We start from the raw sequence: 18607 nt of genomic DNA, 5'->3' as shown, positions 1-18607 counted from the left end.
TGTCCATTATTCATTTTGATTTTTCACTGTTCATTTTTCATTGCTCATTGCCTTAAAAGGCAGAAATGTCATAAAATCAGCATGGTGCACAATGTACGCCTCTGTAGTGCGTTTCACCATATCACCTTCACCCGCATGAGCAGCAATAATATGGCAGACTTCCGGTGGAACACCACAGGATTCGGCCAACGAAACACCCGAAAACGGATGTCTCAACAGTTTGCCATATTTTCCCTGAAAAGAATTCCCGTTTTCGTCCAGCTCATACTCCAGTAGTTTGCCTACATCGGCAAGAATAGCACCGGCGATCAGGACATCCATGTTGACCGGTAGCTCATTCTTGAAGAATTCGTTCATCTTCATACCACTTTCACGGGCAATGTGTACAACCGCCCGCTTGTGGTCCATGAAGCTGACTTTCAAATCCGGTCCGCAAAGAAGCGTGAACGGAATTCGGTGCAGATCTTCCGGCGTCAGCACGCTTCTTTCCAATGCCCGACGCCATGTTTCTGCAGTCTTATCGCGAAGCTCATCATCTTTAATCCAGAGCAGCTCCGGCCAAAGATCATATACTTGTTCCAGGTTGCTCATTACTTCAGTTTTTCAATGATAGCATCGGCCATCTGCTGTGTCGAAGCCGCACCTTTTTCAATCACATCGGGCCGTCCCGCCATCTTCATCATATCGTACGTGCGGACTTTACCCTCAGCCACCACTTCAGCAATGGCCTCACGGATTTTGATGGCTTTGTCGTTTTCACCGAGATGATCCAACATCATGCAGGCTGATTCAATCATGGCAATTGGATTAACAATCGAAACATCGTAATCGGCATATTTGGGTGCAGAACCATGCGTCGGCTCAAAAACGGCCACTTCGTCACCCATGTTGGCGCTACAGGCAAATCCCAAACCGCCAATCAATCCGGCAAAACCATCGGAAACAATATCACCGAACATGTTTCCGGCTACGATTACTCCGTAGTCTTCCGGATTTTTGGTCAACCACATCATCTGTGCATCGATGTTGGTATTCCAAAGAGCGATGCCGGAATATTCCTGTTGAATCTCTTTCGCCATCTTGTACATCATTCCCGAAGTTTCGCGAATCACATTAGGCTTCTCACAGAGCGTTACCGACTTATAGCCGTATTTTGCTGCATGAGCAAAGGCAGCGCGAAGAATGCGTTCAGTAGCTTTTTTCGTAAAGATTCGGGTCGAAACCGATAACTCATTCCGGGGAACCGAACCGAAGTTTTTCACAAACTTGGGATGCGTCATCAATGCATCGTAAACTTTGTCATCCGGATTACTCCATTCCACACCGCCGTAGAGGCCTTCTGTATTCTGACGGAAAATAACCACATCCACTTCCGGTTCTTCGACGCTGTTTTCTTTTCCGCGACGAATGAAGTTCAGCGGATTTCCCTTATAAGTATGGCACGGACGCATGCAGATATCGAGATTGAAATGCTGACGAAGGCCGACGATTGGGCTTGAGTATACCAGGCCTTTCTCCTTCAACTCGGGCGAAAGTTCGTTGAACGCCTCTTCCTTCGGTTTCGAAGTAATCGCTCCAAACAATCCAATTTTATGCTCTTCCAGAAGTTTAATGGTGCGCTCGGGCAGCGGATTTCCCTCTTTGCACCAAAACTCCCAGCCAATGTCACCTTCTACGTAATCGGCTTCAAATCCGGCTGCTTCCAGTACCCTGATGGCTTCGGGAAGGACTGTCTTTCCAATGCCGTCGCCCGGCATCGCTACGATGGTTCTTTTTGCCATAGTCAATTGATTTTTTGGCACACCACTGATTTTTGGCACTCAGAGGCGTTGCGCTCGTTTGTTTTTAAATCGGCTTGGTCACTAATATTGGTTCAATTTTCTGTTTTCTTTTCTTCTACCTGCCGCACCACGTCAATCACCGTTCCGTCCACCCATTTGATGGCTGCGATAATCTTGTCGGTAAAAACAGGCTTTTTCGGTTTTCCGCAAATGCGTTCCGCTTCCTCTTTCAACTCTTCGATGGTCCGAATAGGAAGACCTGAATCTTTTGCTTTTTCGATTAAATCTTTCCGCAACGGATTGATGGCGATGCCCCGTTCGGTTACGATTACATCAATGAGTTCGCCCGGTCCACAAAGTGTGGTTACTTCATCCACAATCACCGGGATGCGATCACGGAAAAGTGGCAAAGGAAGAATAACCGTCTTGGAGAAAAGGCAATTCTGCCAGCCACCAAGACCGTGCAGTAACTTGCCATCGGAGTGTGTCACCACATTGGCATTGAAATTCACATCCACTTCGGTAGCACCGAGAATCACCACGTCCACCAAACCAGCAAAATTTCCTTTACTGTGGTAGTTGTAACTGGTGAACGGACTGGTCCAGGTATGATTCGGATTATCGCGCATGGAGCGAACACCTTCCAAATCAAAGGTCTGTCCGTCGAGGATGTACTCCACCAAACCCTCTTCCAGCATTTCAACCAGGTACTTGTTACTCCCGCCACGGGCAAACCGGGCCTTAATACCTTTCCGACGCATGATTTCGCCAAAGTAGATCCCGATGGAAAGCGCGGTTCCTCCGGCTCCTGCCTGAAACGAAAATCCATCGCGAATGATGCCGGTGGCTTCACAAAATCTGGCTGTCATCTCCGCAATCAAAAGACGATCAGGGCTTTTGGTAATCTGCGTTGTTCCGGAAACAATCTTCTCCGGAATACCGATTTTCTCCACTTCAACAGTATAATCCACATAGTTTCCCTGAATTTGCCACGGCACACAGGGAAATGGCACCATGTTATCGGTTACCACAATAACTTTGTCGGCGTACTGCGAATCAGCTAAAGCGAATCCCAATAATCCACTAGCCGAAGGTCCATTCAGACCGTTAGCATTGCCAAACGGATCGGCGCAAGCTGCACCTATCACAGCAATATCGATCTTCACTTCACCGTCCTGCACCGCCTGGTAGCGTCCGCCATGCGAGCGCAGAACAGCCGTTTTTTTCATCTTACCTTCCGAACAAAACCGTCCAAGCGGTCCGTTCATGCTTCCTTCGATGTGGCTGATAGTGCCATCTTCCAGGTATGGAATCAAATGAGCATGGCACGGAAAAGATGCTGACGGATACCAACGAATATCTTTCACGCCTAGCTCTTTCACTACATCAAAAACCATGTTGGCAACCAGGTCACCATCACGAAAGTGGTGATGAGTCGAAATCGTCATGCCATCCTTAAGTCCGGCTTTCATCAGTGCTTCTTTCAACGAAGCAACCTGCTTATTTCCGTCAGCTGGGTAATCGGCATTGGTGGGAATTACCGGTGCATGTTTTTTTCCTTCCGGGCGATATTTTCCTACACCCATAAACGGCACGACCAGTTCGCCGTTGATTTCCGACGGAACGAGCCGTCCGACTGCGTTATATATCAGATCTTCATTCATGATTTTCTCTCCAATTGGTTGACAGTTTACCCGATTGAATGGCCAGTTCGATGGTGTGAACGGCACGTTTCACCACCGGGGCATCAATCATTTTCGAACCAAGAGCAACAACACCCAAGCCCTTTTCCCGAGCCTGTTCAAAAGCCACTACAATGCGTTTCGCCTTCTCAATTTCCTGTTCATCCGGGCTAAAACCTTCGTTGATGACCGGAACCTGACGCGGGTGAATACATCCCATTCCGGCAAAACCGAGCGCTTTCGATTCGAGTACATTGTTACGCAATGCATCCATGTCATCAATTTCAGAGAAAACCGAATCGATGGGCTGAACACCAGCAGCACGGGCGGCATTCACCACAGCACTACGGGCATAGAAGGATTCCCTTCCTTCTGTCGTTCGTTGAGCTCCCAAATCGGCCGTATAATCTTCCAGACCAATAGCCAACGCAGCGACATTTGGCGAAGCCGATGCAATCTCGTATGCGTTCACCACCCCCAATGCACTCTCAATAATTGGCATCAGGTAGATATCGGTGTTTTCCTGCCCCAATATTTTTTCGATGCGCTCTTCAACTTTCACAATCTGCTGGGCATTTTCGCACTTGGGAATCAAAATCAGGTTCACCTGCTCAGGAATGATACAATCCAGGTCTTCCAGTCCTGCCGGCAGTTGATTAATACGGACCATTCGTTCGGTATCACCAAAATCAACAACTCGTAAAGCATTACGAACCAACAATCTGGCCTCGACCTTTTTGTCCGGAGCTACCGAATCTTCCAAATCGAGAATGATACCGTCACTTCCGTAGATACCCGCATTGAGCATCAGCTTCGGATTATTTCCCGGTAGGTACAAACGGGTTCTCCGGGTTCGATCGCGGCGGGTCCGGTGAAGACGTCTTGTTTCAATAGGTAATGAAAAAGACTCTTCCGTTCCTGTGAGTTGGCGAATGGCTGATTCCAGGCGTGCTGCAGTGACAAACGGCAAAGCTCCCTTGTCTTCAATTTCCACCAACACATTCCGTAAATTGTAGTGAATCAACACTTCGTGACAAAGCTCCCGGATGGAATCACCATACAGGCTTTCAACTTTGCTTTGTAACCGGATTTCAGTTGCCTGATGCTCAGTCTTGGTAATCTGAATAAAACAGTCCGAGCGTACGCTGTCTCCACGGTTTCCGGCTGTTGCAGTCATGGGCATTTGGGTTAATGATTGACTAAATAATTATTCAGTACCCTCCTACTGCTACTTTCCGTCTAATGGGTGCTAAAATCGACTGAAAAGTTACCCAATTAAATTCCTGAAAATCCTGATAGTTATCAGGGATAAGCCCATGTTAAACAGCATACACAAGATTGTCGAAGAACATATAATATATCCGAAATAAGATTATCGCGCACGCATTTTATTTATAATTGCGTTATGACGATTCAACGTTACGAAACGTCATTTACATCCGTAGCTCCGGACTTCAAATCACGAAGAATTCCTCACTATCTGAATTTATTCCCAACCATAACATTTTTTAGGTTTTCTTCATGAATATTAAAGCAACGAATTCAATGCATTACAACATCTTCGCAGTAGAATTCTTTCAGTAAAAACCGAACTTTTACTATTTATGAGAGCATTGCTACTCGTTGCTATTTTACTTATTACCAGTACAGAATTGTTTGCCCAAAACAGGCCCGATTCGACCTTCCAATTCTCCGGTTTTATCTTCGACAAGGACTCCATTCCCGTAGAAGGAGCATACGTCATCAACTACCGGACCATGATGGGTATGGTAACAAACCAAGACGGCCATTTTTCGCTAACCTGCCAACCCGGCGATTCGCTGATGATTTCACATATTTCTTACGAAAGAAAAATCATCAAAATAAAAAAATACGATCTCATTGCTTCACCCAAGGTTTATTACATGCATTTTGCAGCTCACGAAATGAGTCCCCTGATTATCCAGCAGAATCCAAACAACATGAAATACTTTGCTAAAAACATCGACCAGATGAATAAGCAAATCAAAAAGATGGTGCAAAACATTCATCCCCGCAACGTTGGTGGCCCTGTTAACATGTCCACCAATCCGGCGCTGGGTGGTGGAGTCGGTATCAATTTTAGCCTGGCTGATGTCGCAACCATTTTTCAAAAGAAAAAAACACCTGATGACATCCGACGGGAAAAAGCCATTCATGAAGCCCATCGTACGATGATTCTCGATTCGCTTTTGCGAATTGGTGTTTACCACGAAGGAATCGTCGACAGCATCATGGCCACCCGCAACTGGGATTAACTTCATCTGTTTTTCATTGCCTGTTTTCAGTTCTCTTTCGTAATTTTAATACAGTAACCTGAAAAACAGACTCATGAAAAGGAACTCTGAAGCCATTCAAAACATCGTCACCCAACGAAAAAAAGCACACGAATTTTACCAGAAAAAATCGAAAGTCTACCAGGCTTTTGTTGAGATGGAGCAGCTCACCTACCGGGATGGCGCACTTGCAAAAAAGCATAAAGAACTGATTGCAACCGGAATTTCTGTGGTTATTAATTGTGAATCGTGCATGGAGTGGCACATCAAGCAAGCCATCGATTCCGGTGCGTCGCAGGAGGAAATTATCGAAGCCATTGAAGTAGGAATCGAGATGAGCGGTGGCCCTGGAACTGTATCTGCCCGTTTTGCCATGGATGTTCTGGATTTTTACCTTCATCAGGATAATGAAAGAACCGATCTTACATAACTTTTTAAAAGTTATCTCCAAAGATCCGAAATTGCTTAGATTTAGACCTGGATGTACGAATTTAACCTATATGCATATGAAACTGAAGCACCTTTCTACTTTGTATCTGATTGCCTTCTTGCTACTTGGCCTCTCTTCCTGTAAAAACAAGCCGGACGCCTCCAGCGACAACTCCGGGCAGATTGCAGTAATGGCCTACTATGCCGGCGATGCCAATAAAATTGACCAGTATAACCTTGGCGAGGTTACGCACGTCATTTATAGTTTCCTGCATCTGAAAGGAGACGAACTGGCTTACGACTCACCGGAAGACAGTCTGGGAGTCGCTCACCTGGTGGCACTAAAAGAAAAATATCCGGATTTAAAAGTCATGGTTTCACTTGGCGGCTGGGGAGGATGCAAAACCTGCTCCGAAGTTTTTTCGACTCCCGAAGGACGCAAAACATTTGCCCTTTCGGTGAAGAGAATCCTCGATAATTCCGGTGCCGACGGACTCGACCTGGATTGGGAATATCCCTCCATCGAAGGATTCCCGGGCCATCAATTCCTTCCGGAAGACAAGGACAACTTTACGGCCCTGGTAACAACCCTGCGAGAAACGCTTGGTAAAAAAGCCATCATTAGTTTTGCTGCGGGCGGTTTCCAGCAGTTCCTCGAAAACTCCATCGACTGGAAAGCAGTGATGCCGGAAGTCAACTACGTAAACCTGATGTCGTACGATTTGGTTAACGGCTACAGTAAAGTGACGGGCCATCATACGCCGCTCTATTCCAATGCATCGCAAACTGAATCGACCGATAACGCGGTGAAATACCTGGAGAAAGCCGGAGTTCCTTCCAATAAGATTGTGATCGGTGCAGCTTTCTATGCCCGCGTTTGGAAAGGCGTGAAGAATGTCGATAACGGCTTGTACCAGGCCGGCGTTTTCAAACAAGGTGTTGGATACGACAAGTTTGATTCTATTTTATCGCCACAACAAGGCTTTAAGGCGCATTGGGATAGCGTAGCACAGGCTCCGTACATGTATAATGAAAAAGACAGCTTGTTCGCTACTTACGACGATCCGAAATCGGTAGCCTTAAAAACAAAATACGCCATTGATCAACATCTAGGAGGTATCATGTTCTGGCAGCTTGCCAACGATAAAATGAAGGATGGTCTGCTGGATGCAATCTATAAAGCCAAAGAAACAGCAGAAAAATAAAACACATTATTAGTTGAGCTCCAAAACGCATCGATTTTCTTCGGTGCGTTTTTTATTTGTCAAATGGGTATTTTCATTTTTTCCCATTCAAAAAATCTGATTGAAAACAAGTTATCTGAACACCTGTTTTCGGGCATCCTTTATGTTGAAAGCTTTCCGGTTCATTTCACTATTTTTAACATCGCTGGTTGCCTCACAGGGGTTTCCGGCATGAACACGATTCATTAACCGACAAAAAAGTGAACCCGTGAAAAAACAATCGCTTTTCCTCTTGACTATGATCATTCTACTGTTTGCTCCTGCTATGAGTCAGGCACAGGCCGGTAGTCCAATTCCGGCAACAACCGTAAATGACGTCCTTCAGAAACTAACCAAAAAATATGGTGACAGCACCGCTGAACGAATGGAACGCGGTGTAAAGCATGCCGCATCGCTTTGGCGAAAAGATGACGGTTCAGCAAAAGAGTTTACCTCATTTTGCCTAGATAATTACATCAACGATGCGGCTCAGCGTGAAGCTTTTTTCAAACGTGTCAGCCAGTATTTCGAGGCAATGTATGGCCATTTCGATGAAATAACACTTGCCTTACAGAAAAACGTTCAATTAGCTACCGGCCCAATGCTCCCCATCGACAAAATGTTTGCCGGCTACTCGGTCGGCTCGCATATGCTGTCGGACCTCTATCGGAACAAAATTGCTTTTGCCGTTGCGCTCAACTTTCCCTACTATCCGTTAGCCGATAAGGAAAAATTTGCACCAATGTGGAGCCGTGAAGAATGGGCTTACGCCAGGTTAGGCGATGTTTTCTCTGCACGTGTTCCGGCTGAACTGGAACAAGCTTACGCCGAAGCGAACACAAAAGCCGACCTGTACATTTCGGAATACAACATCGAAATGGGACATTTGCGTACCGACGACGGCCAGCAACTGTTCCCGGACGATATGGTACTGCTGTCGCACTGGAATCTTCGCGATGAAATTAAGGCTGATTATGCCGATAAAGAGCAAGGTCCGAAAAAGCAGGATATGATTTACGAGGTGATGAAACGAATCATCGATCAGGATATTCCCGAGAAGGTAATCAACAATCCGGCTTACGAATGGAAACCTTTTGCCAATAAGCTTTACAGCAACGGTAAGGAAATTGCTTTTAAACCGGAGCCTAATACCCGTTATCAGCAAATCCTGAACAACTTCCATGCATTGCGCGCCATCGATGCGTATTATCCGGATATGGACACGTACTTCAAACGGAAATTTTCGGGCGAAATGGAAATTCCGCAACCGGAAGTGGAAGCGTTGTTCGATACCTATCTTCGTTCTCCGGAACTGAAACAAATCGGCGAGTTAATTGCTGAACGACTGGGACGTCCGCTTCGTCCATACGACATTTGGTACGATGGTTTCAAAGCACGTAGTTCCATCCCTGAGCAGACACTCAACGAAAAAACCGAAGCGTATTACCCCGACCCAAAAGCATTCAAGGAAGATATGCCGAATCTACTGAAACAATTGGGCTGGTCGGATGAACGAGCAAACTTTATCGCTTCCAAGATCGCTGTCGATCCGGCCCGAGGTTCCGGACATGCCTGGGGCGCACAGATGATTGGTGAAAAATCGCATTTGCGCACACGCATTCCTTCTACCGGAATGAATTACAAAGGATACAACATTGCCGTTCACGAGTTTGGCCATAATGTGGAGCAGACTATCTCGCTCTATAACATGGACTACTACATGATGCACGGCGTTCCGAACACCGCCTTTACCGAAGCGTTAGCATTTATTTTCCAAAGTCGTGACTTAAAACTGTTAGGTATTACCGACGATAATCCTCAGGCCAAATACCTGAATGCGCTCGATAATGGCTGGTCGCTGATGGAAATTATGGGTGTGGGAATGGTTGATATGAAAGTTTGGAAGTGGCTGTACGCGCATCCAAACGCTGATTCAGCTGAATTGAAAACGGCTGTCATCAATATCTCGAAAGACGTTTGGAATACCTACTTCTCGCCGGTTTTTGGGACGAAAGACGAACCGATTCTGGCCATCTATTCTCATATGATTTCCTATCCGTTGTATCTGCCTGCTTATTCGTATGGTCAACTCATCGAATTCCAGCTGGAAGAATACCTGAAAGGAAAGAACTTCTCAGACGAGATCGATCGCATTTATGAACAAGGCCGTCTGACACCACAGCAGTGGATGGAAGAGGCTGTTGGACAAAAAATTTCAGCTCAACCTGTTTTGAATGCCGTGGACGAAGCACTGAAAGCCATTAAATAGCCTGCTTTTCCTAACAAAAACAGGGCACCTCCGCTGATGAAGGTGCCCTGTTTTATTTTGCTTTTATTCTTTAGCTAGCCTCTACCCTGATAATGAATTCCGGCGTGTTCCCGAATACTATCCAGTGTTTTCATTAACTCAAAACTTCGGCTGTAGGGCATCACTTCACTCTCTTTTTTGCCTTCATTCAAGCATTTCATCACTTCCACTGCTTCCAGCTTCATACCGCATTCATCACCTTCCCAGCTATAATGAACTGGCTCGGTTCCCCGCGAACGGGTCTCCAATTGTTGATGTAAAATTCCTCTCCGGGTAATACGTAGTATGCCTTTTTCACAAAAGATATCGCAACCCGGTCCGGACGCTGTATAAAACGAAGAATAAAGCGATGCAAACACACCATCCGGATAGTCGAACCGCATAGTAAGGCTGGTATCGATGCCACGGTCAGTTAGTGCAGCTGACGCAGATATATCTTTCGGAGAACCTAAAAACCAAAGCGCATCGAACACGGCATACAAACCTATGTCCAGCAGTGAACCGCCTCCAAGTTCGGGATTAAAAAGTCGTCCCTGCGGATCGTAAGGGGCAGTATTAAATCCGAACCAGCCATGTAAGTACTGAATTTTCCCCATCTCGCCCGATTCGATAATCTCTTTCGCTTTGCGGTATGAAGGTTGAAACGGAGTAACAAAGGCTTCCATCAGTAATACATTGTTCTTCCGGGCCACCTCAAACATTTCAATCACCTCCTTCAGGTTCAGCGATAGTGCTTTCTCGCACAGCACATGCTTTCCCTGATTCATGCACATAATAGCATGTTCGGCGTGATGCGAGTGCGGAGAAGCCACGTACACTACCTCTACATCCGGATCGGCAGCCAGCTCTTCGTAGCTTCCGTATGCTTTATTCACATGAAAGTCGGCGGCAAATTCGTCCGATCTGGCCTGATTACGTGAACCGACCGCAACTATTTCAGCATTATCGAGGGTTTGTAATTCCGTAGCAAATTTTCGGGCAATCCGTCCGGGAGCAAGAATTCCCCATTTCCAGGTTTTCTTCATAGCTAATTTTGTTTTGCATAAAATTAAAAAATCAGCGATGAATCCCCAAAGTTAGCTCGGGTGAAACACATGAACATCATCTTGCTACTCTTAGCCGATAACTCCCAACTCAATGGATTTTTATGCTTCAAATTGAACACTAAATCTCTTCATCCTGTTCTTTAATAGGATGAAATACTTCCAGACCAACCATTTTCATTCCTAAACATTAAAAACATTAGCTTATGCAGGAAATATTCAGCAGTGACTTTTGGACCAAAGCCGCCACCACTCTTGTCGACTGGGCGATTAATAATGTTCCGTCCATTATCATCATTATCCTACTCTTTTTGATAAGCATGCGATTGCTGCATTTTTTGGTTAACAAGCTACACGGGCTTATCCTAAGAAGAGCCATGAAAGGTGATAACCAAAGTAATTTAGAAGCCGAAAAAAGGACCAACACCCTGATGGGGATTGTTCGCGGCGCCGGGAAGATTATTATCTGGATCATCTTCCTGATGATCTTACTGGGCAAATTCGGAGTCGATATCGGTCCCATTCTGGCTAGTGCCGGAATTGTCGGACTGGCTGTGGGTTTTGGTGCCCAGGAATTGGTTCGCGACTTCATTTCCGGTTTTTTCATCTTGCTCGAAGATCAAATTCGCATCGGCGACGTAGCCATTATCAACGGAACCGGCGGTGTCGTCGAAAAGATAGAGCTGCGTACCATTACCCTGCGCGACTTTTCGGGTGTGGTGCACATCTTCCAAAACGGAAAAATCAACTCGCTTTCGAACATGACCAAAGAGTGGTCGGCCATGGTTTTCGACATCGGCGTTGCTTATAAAGAAGATATCGACCAGGTGATGGATATTATGAAGGAAGTAGGTGCCGATATGCAACAGGACAATGAATTCAAGGATAAAATTCTGGAACCGATTGAGGTTGTCGGGCTCGACCAATTTGGCGACAGCGCGCTGGTAATTAAAGCCCGGCTGAAAACACAACCGATTCAGCAGTGGGCCGTTGGCCGCGAATACCGTCGCAGGCTGAAAATAGCTTTCGATAAGGTCAACATCGAAATCCCGTTCCCCCATACCACTATCTATTGGGGAGAGGAAATCGCCCCGCTTCAGCTGCAGCTTAACAAAGCAGAGAAACAAATGAGCCAGCCGGTAAACAATTAATCGACCGGGATGCAGAAATATTTTGATCGGGATGAAAATATTTCTGCATCCCGATCAAAATAAAAAAGGATCGCGGAGGAAAATCAATGGACTCCGTAATCCTTTTTTTGAGTAGCTAAACAGCTATTTCCTGCGAAAGCGCGGAAGCTATTTTTTTCAATCACGAAAACGTTTCAGCAAATCGTCATAAGCGTCAATGCGGCGATCGCGCAGGAACGGCCACCAACGACGCACATTTTCTGAACGTTCCAGGTCAATATCCACCAACAAATTGGCTTCCGAGTCGTTTGGAGCGGTTGTCAACAGTTCGCCCTGTGGACCGGCCACAAAGCTGTTTCCCCAGAACTGAATTCCCTTGGTTTGACCGGAATGATCAGGCTCATGCCCTACCCTGTTCACCGAAATTACCGGAAGTCCGTTTGCCACGGCATGCCCGCGCTGTGAAATCATCCACGCATCAAGTTGACGTTGTTGTTCATCTTTCGGATCGGATGATTCCCATCCAATGGCCGTAGGATAAATCAGCACTTCGGCACCAGCCAAAGCCATCAAACGGGCCGCTTCAGGATACCATTGGTCCCAGCAAACCAACACACCTAAACGTCCAACCGATGTATCAATCGGCTCAAAACCCATATCGCCCGGCGTGAAATAAAACTTTTCGTAGTAAGCCGGGTCATCGGGAATATGCATTTTCCGGTATTTCCCGGCAACGGAACCATCTTTCTCGAAAACTACCGCCGTGTTATGATACAAACCGGGCGCCCGCTTTTCAAACAGCGAAGTGACGAGCACAATGCCATGCTTTTTCGCCAATTTACTGTAATGTTCCGTCGACGGACCCGGAATCGGCTCCGCCAAATCAAACTGACAGGTTTCTTCCGTTTGACAGAAATAAAGACTGTTGTGTAACTCCTGTAATACGACCAATTCAGCGCCTTCTTTCGCGCAAATGGCAATATTTTCCGTCAATTTATCGATGTTGCTTTGAATGTTTTCAGAATTCTTCTGCTGAATCAGTCCGGCTTTTATCGTCTTGCTCATAACTCTCAGTATTTTCTAATTCTTAAAGCACACCTTCCGGGAACTGCATGGTGACACAGTGCAGCGAACCATGTTGTTTGATTAGCGGTAAACAATTGATGCCGATAATCTCCCTGTCGGGGAAAGCGTCCTGCAGTATTTTTTGGGCTTCCTCATCCTTCTTTGATCCGTAAAACGGAAGGAGAACCGCATTGTTCATGATCAGAAAATTGGCGTACGTCGCGGGTAACCTGCCTTCGTCATCGTAAACAGCATCAGCCATTGGCAGTGCCAGCAAACGATATGGTTTTCCATCTAACTTCGTGAATGATTTCAATTCATCCTCCATTCGCTGCAAAGCACCAAAATGCTCATCTTCCGGATCGGTACATTTTACATAAGCAATGGTTTCTGCATCACAAAAACGGGCCAGCGTGTCCACATGACTGTCGGTGTCGTCGCCGGCCAGATAACCATTGTTCAGCCACAAAACCCGTTTCAAACCGAAAATCTCTTTCAGCAAGTGCTCAATTTCCTTTTTGTTCATGTGTTCGTTCCGGTTGGGCGACAACAAACATTCAGCCGTTGTCAATACGGTTCCTTCTCCATCCGATTCGATGGCACCACCTTCCAGCACAAATTCCAGAAAGTTTGCGTATCCGGCATTTGCCGAAAAAGCTTCTTTGCTAAACAAACGACGGGTAATTTGATTATCATGATTCGACGGAAATTTCTGGCCCCAGCCGTTAAAACGGAAATCATATAATATTGGGGCACCATCACGAAAAACCGTAATGGGACCATGATCTCGTGCCCACGTATCATTCGACGGCACTTCATAGAAATGCACGTTGGCAAGATTAATGGCTGCCAGCTTTTCTTTTAATTCACTGGCATCCGGACAAACAATCAACAGTTTTTCACGTGCTGCAATTTCTTCTGCTATAGTTATAAAGCTCTCCTCTACTTCGTCCAGCATTTCCGACCAATCTGTTCCGGCGTGAGGCCACGTTAGCATCACACCACTCTGTGGATACCACTCGGCCGGTAAGAAGGTATTTGCACTTGCTTTCATCATGGCGCAAATGTAGAATTTTTCGGTTATTGCTTATCGCTCTGAAAAGCGGATAATACCTCTTTCAGGAACGTATCATCACTGAAATGCTCCAATGAGAATCCCAGCCGAACCACCACTAGCTTTTTCGATGGCATGATGAAAATACGTTGTCCCCGGTGACCATCGCAGTAAAACATGTCTTCCGGGGCATCCGGGATTGACTTATCACGATTAAGCCAGAACTGAGCGCCGTAGTTCCCTGTGGAAGCAGGAGCCGGTGTCCGGGTGTATTTTACCCACTCCGGCGAAACAATGGTATCGCCCTGCCAAACGCCGTTATTCAGGTACAACAGACCAAAACGGGCCCAGTCGCGAGCCGTAGCGTAACCGTACGATGAACCAACAAAGTTCCCGGTCGCATCGGTTTCCATGAGCATACTGCGCATCCCAATTTTGTTAAATATTTCCTTGCGGGGAAAATCCAAATATTTGTCGTCGTTGCCAATAATGTGACGAATCATTCCCGAAAGGATATTAGTCGTACCGGAAGAATAATACCACTGCGTTCCCGGTTTCACACCGTAAGGTGCTTTTACTGCGGCTTTGTATACATCTCCTTTTCGGTAAAGCATCACGGTTACGTCCGATACATTCCCGTAGTCTTCGTCCCACTTCAAGCCGCTGCTCATGTGCATCAGGTTGCTGACGGTGATATTTTTCCGCTCGTCATTTTGCCACTCAGGGATGGGTGCCGGTTCATTCACATCCAGTTTATCTTCGCGACTTAACACTCCCAACATCGTATTAATAATACTTTTGTCCATCGACCAGCCCCACATCCGGGTTTCCGGGGTAATGCCTTCTTTGGTCCAGTATTCCTCCCCAACCAATTGATTCTTATAAACCACAACCACAGCGGCGGTCCGTTTCAAATCTTCATCACCGTGATCGAAAGCATCATCCATTGCTTTCTTCAGTTTGGTGTAATTAATCTCCGGAAATATGGTATCCTTCAGCTGGTCTCCGTTCGGCCAGGCTACTTCAAACGGATCGGCTGGTTGCGGAGCTAATTGCTGATGCGATTCTGCTCTCACTTTACTTTCCGGCATATCGCCAACCAGCGTACACCCCAGCCCCTCACGATAAACGGCAGTTTGATGGGCCATTCCCAGGAAGGAAGTCGTTACGGTCTTCTTCTTGTAATCAATCTTGCTATGTGTGTATTTCACTATCGAATAGTCCAAATCCTGTGCAATCACCTGATCTGCATTTCTGTGAGCGACAAAAACTCCGGAGGCCAAACATTTAGCTCCGTATCCCGTCGCGATATAAAATCGTGGATACTGCCAGGCAACCAATGCTACCAAGGCAAGAACAATCACAACAGGAACAATCCGTTTCAACTTCATATGTCAAAATTTTATGTTTCAAACCAAAGATAATGATAAATCCGTGACCGCTTAATGAGTCATCACACAACAAATGCATCCCAATATTCTTACTATCGATTTTTTTTTAATTTTGAATTTCAAATTGCCAGGCAAACCAAAGATTACATGAAAAAGGCACAAACCTTCCATTTAACTGAAGTTACCGACGCACCAACCCGTAAAGAATTTCTGACACTTCCGGTGAAGCTTTATGCTCAAGACAAAAACTGGTCGCACCCGCTTGATAACGACATCAGGGAAATATTGGACCCGAACCGGAACAGGTTGTTAGCTCACGGCGAAAGTCAATGCTGGATTTTGAAGGATGACACCGGAGAAACGGTTGGTCGCATTGCTGCCTTTTATGAAAAAGAATCGTCCGACCAGAATGAGCAACCGACCGGAGGCGTAGGTTTTTTCGAGTGCATCGATAATAAAGACGCTGCTTTTATTTTGTTCAACGCCGGAAAAGAGTGGCTAAAAGAACGGGGAATGGAAGCAATGGACGGCCCGGTTAGTTTGGGCATGCGCGATTCCTTCTGGGGTTGTCTGGTTGATGGATTTCATGAGCCTGTGTATAACATGCCTTATAATCTCCCCTACTACCGTGAATTATTTGAAGCGTACGGCTTTCAGGACTATTTCCAGCAACATACCTATTGGAGGAAATTTGAGCCGGGAGGGTTGCACCCGGCCATCCGAAGGCGCGCCGATTACCTACTCAGTCAACCTGAATATCAGGTAAAAATGATAGAAAAAGGCAACAAGCAATTTGCCTACGATTTCAGGGAAATTTATAATAAAGCCTGGGCAGAATTCAACGGAATCAAAGGACTGACGGACAAGGAAGCCATGGAGTTGTTGAAATCCATGGCACCGATAATGGACGAACGATTGGTGTATTTCGCCTATCACAACGAGCAGCCCATCGGTTTTTTCATCATGATGCCGGATATTGGGCAGATTATTCGCCGCTTCAAAGGCAAATGGAATTGGTGGAATAAGCTGAGATTCTTCTACCATCTGAGAATGGCCAAATCAATTGACCGCGTCATTGGACGCATCTTTGGTGTCGTTCCCGAATTTCAGGGGAAAGGTGTAGAAGGTGCGATGGTGATTGCCTTCGAGAAGGAAGCCATGAAACCATCATTTCCATACAAAACACTGGAATTAAACTGGATTGGCGATTTCAACCCGGTGATGATGAAGGTCGCTGAATTCATCGGTGGCAAAATATACAAAACACACGTGACCTACCGCTACCTTTTCGACCGGACAAAGGAATTTAAGCGGGCACCGAAAGTAAATATGCCGAAAAGAAAACCGGCAACCACTTCTTCCTGATTTCTCCCGTCAATTCCTACTTTTGCAAAGATGAATAGCAAGAGCGTACTTCTGGGGATGAGCGGCGGAACGGACAGTTCGGTAGCAGCCATGCTATTGAAAGAGCAAGGATATGAAGTGACGGGAGTAACCTTCCGTATGTTTGACAATGATGAGCAGGAACCTGAATTCATCGCGGAAGCAAAAGCATTAGCCGAAAACCTTCAGATTTCCCACTATGTGATGGACATCCGGGAAGCGTTTGAGCAAACCGTTATTCATTATTTCGAAAATGAATACCTGGCGGGAAGAACACCGCACCCTTGTGTATTTTGCAATAATCACATTAAATGGGAATACCTTGCGCAAAAAGCAGATGAACTTGGCATCAACCATTTAGCAACCGGTCACTATGCCTGCATCATTCAGACCGGAAATAAATTCTTTATTTCTCGCGGGAAAGATCCTGATAAGGAACAATCCTTCTTTCTTTGGGATTTGCCTCAAAAATACCTTCAGCGCATTGTTTTCCCGTTAGGAGAATTGAATAAAACAGAAGTACGCGATATAGCAGCCGGCAGAGGTTTTAAAAAGGTGGCTGGAAAAAAGGACAGCATGGGTATCTGTTTTGTTCCGGGCGACTACCGGCCTTTTCTAACACAAAGATTAACGAACAAACAACTTCTTCCCGGGCCCGGAAATTTTGTTTCAACGGCAGGAGAAATAATCGGTCGTCACAAAGGATACGTTTATTACACCATCGGGCAACGGCGGGGTTTGGGCATTCATCTGAACAAGCCGTTGTATGTGACTGCGATTCGGCCGGAAACAAATGAGGTTGTCATCGGAAGCCGAAAGGATTTAATGACCAATCGGATTTTGCTGAAGGACTACCATCTGGTAGATTCAGAAGTAGCGCTCAATAATGAATTAATAACCAGGATTCGATACCGAAAACAAGCCACTCCCGCAACTCTTCATATTCTGAACCAGAACTACCTTGAAGTAAGACTTTCCGAATCCATTGTCAGGGAAGCAGCCGGACAAACAGCTACGTTTTACCTGAATGATAAAGTTTTAGGAGGTGGCTGGATTGTTGACGAAATGCAAGAAGATTAAAGCGAAACTCCTTTATTCATGATTATTCCGGGCATTGGAATCAATTCGTGTAACACCGCCTGAGACAATGAACTTCATGGCTTCGGCCGGAGGAATTTCCAATCTTTTCACCCGTTTTACCGGAACGAAAAATAACTCGCCGGCAAAGCTATAGGCTAGCGGAAAATACACAGCGACTTTTTCCTCCAGGCCAATTTCTTCCAATGATTCCTGTGTAATAAACCCAACTTTCCAGATATCTTCAGACTCGCTCATTAAAACCATCACCGGCGAATTGAACTTCTTTTCTTTGCCAACAAATGCCGAAAACAGATCTTTCAGCGACGAGTAAATCAGGTTCAGAAAAGGTGTTCTCTCTAAAATTCCATTGAAAAAATTACGGAAAGGTGTTGCAACAATGCTTTCACCAACGAAACCGAGAATAACCAGCAAAACAAATATGATGAGGATTCCTAGTCCGGGCACACGGAAACCAATCCAGTCATCGAGATAAGTGCTCAACAGGCCGTCGGTGATATCGAAAATCTCAAAAACAAAGTAAATGGTCAAGGCCAGCGGTGCGACCATCAAAAGGCCCTGTAGAAAATAGGTGACCAGCTTTTTCATTGCTTCCGGCTTTTACAGTTTTAACAGCTGCAAAGTACGAATTTGCGCCTGTCCAAACGCTCTCTTTTCGTTAACAATGCAATAAGTTAATAACAACCATTCCGTTAAAAGTCGATGGTTGTAATGACTAAAAGCATC

General features: G+C 45.8%; 16 protein-coding genes. 7 read left to right on the top strand and 9 right to left on the bottom strand.

The features are described 5' to 3' along the window. Positions 1-30 precede the first annotated feature (30 nt). The 4 genes from AC060N_RS07905 to AC060N_RS07890 form a co-directional block, all read right to left on the bottom strand. The gene (locus AC060N_RS07905) at positions 31-591 is read right to left on the bottom strand and encodes an HD domain-containing protein (protein WP_479526616.1); all 561 of its coding nucleotides are present in this window, start codon (positions 589-591) and stop codon (positions 31-33) included. Then, positions 591-1781 carry an isocitrate/isopropylmalate dehydrogenase family protein gene (locus AC060N_RS07900; protein WP_479526615.1) on the bottom strand — a complete coding sequence of 397 codons (1191 nt, stop codon included), beginning with the start codon at positions 1779-1781 and terminating at the stop codon, positions 591-593. Before AC060N_RS07900 ends, AC060N_RS07905 begins: the two co-directional genes overlap by 1 nt. Positions 1782-1873: 92 nt before the next feature. Next, on the bottom strand, positions 1874-3445 hold the full coding sequence (gene citF, locus AC060N_RS07895) for a citrate lyase subunit alpha (RefSeq protein ID WP_479526614.1): 1572 nt from the start codon (positions 3443-3445) through the stop codon (positions 1874-1876). After that, positions 3438-4640: an aldolase/citrate lyase family protein gene (locus AC060N_RS07890; RefSeq protein ID WP_479526613.1), complete on the bottom strand. Its 1203-nt coding sequence runs from the start codon at positions 4638-4640 to the stop codon at positions 3438-3440. Before AC060N_RS07890 ends, citF begins: the two co-directional genes overlap by 8 nt. Before the next feature lie 427 nt (positions 4641-5067). On the opposite strand from AC060N_RS07890, the gene AC060N_RS07885 reads away from it, so the two are divergent. From AC060N_RS07885 to AC060N_RS07870, 4 genes are all read left to right on the top strand, one after another. After that, a complete protein-coding gene (locus AC060N_RS07885; protein WP_479526612.1) occupies positions 5068-5739 on the top strand; it encodes a peptidase associated/transthyretin-like domain-containing protein in 672 nt (223 codons plus the stop codon). A gap of 73 nt (positions 5740-5812) precedes the next feature. Beyond that, positions 5813-6187 (top strand): carboxymuconolactone decarboxylase family protein, encoded by a 375-nt coding sequence (locus AC060N_RS07880; protein ID WP_479526611.1) that lies wholly within the window; start codon positions 5813-5815, stop codon positions 6185-6187. Positions 6188-6263: 76 nt separating this feature from the next. Further along, a complete protein-coding gene (locus tag AC060N_RS07875; protein ID WP_479526610.1) occupies positions 6264-7391 on the top strand; it encodes a glycoside hydrolase family 18 protein in 1128 nt (375 codons plus the stop codon). A 247-nt stretch (positions 7392-7638) separates the two neighbouring features. Continuing rightward, positions 7639-9678, top strand: a complete 2040-nt coding sequence (locus tag AC060N_RS07870) for a hypothetical protein (protein WP_479526609.1) — start codon at positions 7639-7641, stop codon at positions 9676-9678. 74 nt (positions 9679-9752) lie between these two features. Here the strand turns inward: AC060N_RS07870 and AC060N_RS07865 are convergent, their stop codons facing one another. Beyond that, positions 9753-10742, bottom strand: coding sequence for a Gfo/Idh/MocA family protein (locus AC060N_RS07865; protein WP_479526608.1), 990 nt, complete (start codon positions 10740-10742; stop codon positions 9753-9755). Positions 10743-10966: 224 nt separating this feature from the next. Between AC060N_RS07865 and AC060N_RS07860 the strand changes: the two genes are divergently transcribed. Then, positions 10967-11911 (top strand): mechanosensitive ion channel family protein, encoded by a 945-nt coding sequence (locus AC060N_RS07860; RefSeq protein ID WP_479526607.1) that lies wholly within the window; start codon positions 10967-10969, stop codon positions 11909-11911. A 156-nt stretch (positions 11912-12067) separates the two neighbouring features. Here the strand turns inward: AC060N_RS07860 and AC060N_RS07855 are convergent, their stop codons facing one another. From AC060N_RS07855 to AC060N_RS07845, 3 genes are read right to left on the bottom strand one after another with little or no spacing between them, the layout of a single operon-like run. Then, positions 12068-12955 carry a carbon-nitrogen hydrolase gene (locus AC060N_RS07855; protein ID WP_479526606.1) on the bottom strand — a complete coding sequence of 296 codons (888 nt, stop codon included), beginning with the start codon at positions 12953-12955 and terminating at the stop codon, positions 12068-12070. Between the two features lie 22 nt (positions 12956-12977). After that, positions 12978-14012 carry an agmatine deiminase family protein gene (locus AC060N_RS07850; RefSeq protein WP_479526605.1) on the bottom strand — a complete coding sequence of 345 codons (1035 nt, stop codon included), beginning with the start codon at positions 14010-14012 and terminating at the stop codon, positions 12978-12980. A 23-nt stretch (positions 14013-14035) separates the two neighbouring features. Next, positions 14036-15400, bottom strand: a complete 1365-nt coding sequence (locus AC060N_RS07845) for a serine hydrolase domain-containing protein (RefSeq protein ID WP_479526604.1) — start codon at positions 15398-15400, stop codon at positions 14036-14038. Positions 15401-15547: 147 nt separating this feature from the next. Between AC060N_RS07845 and AC060N_RS07840 the strand changes: the two genes are divergently transcribed. Together AC060N_RS07840 and mnmA are read left to right on the top strand one after the other, a co-directional pair. Next, a complete protein-coding gene (locus tag AC060N_RS07840) occupies positions 15548-16765 on the top strand; it encodes a hypothetical protein (protein ID WP_479526603.1) in 1218 nt (405 codons plus the stop codon). Positions 16766-16795: 30 nt separating this feature from the next. After that, a complete protein-coding gene (mnmA, locus tag AC060N_RS07835; protein WP_479526602.1) occupies positions 16796-17863 on the top strand; it encodes a tRNA 2-thiouridine(34) synthase MnmA in 1068 nt (355 codons plus the stop codon). A gap of 12 nt (positions 17864-17875) precedes the next feature. Here mnmA and AC060N_RS07830 read toward each other — a convergent pair whose 3' ends face one another. Continuing rightward, positions 17876-18469, bottom strand: a complete 594-nt coding sequence (locus AC060N_RS07830) for a DUF502 domain-containing protein (RefSeq protein ID WP_479526601.1) — start codon at positions 18467-18469, stop codon at positions 17876-17878. Between the last annotated feature and the right edge of the window lie 138 nt (positions 18470-18607).

The organism is Prolixibacter sp. DSM 2831 (genome assembly GCF_056493735.1).
The sequence above is the reverse complement of the archived record's forward strand: the minus strand, read 5'-3'. Positions and strand labels throughout refer to the sequence as shown.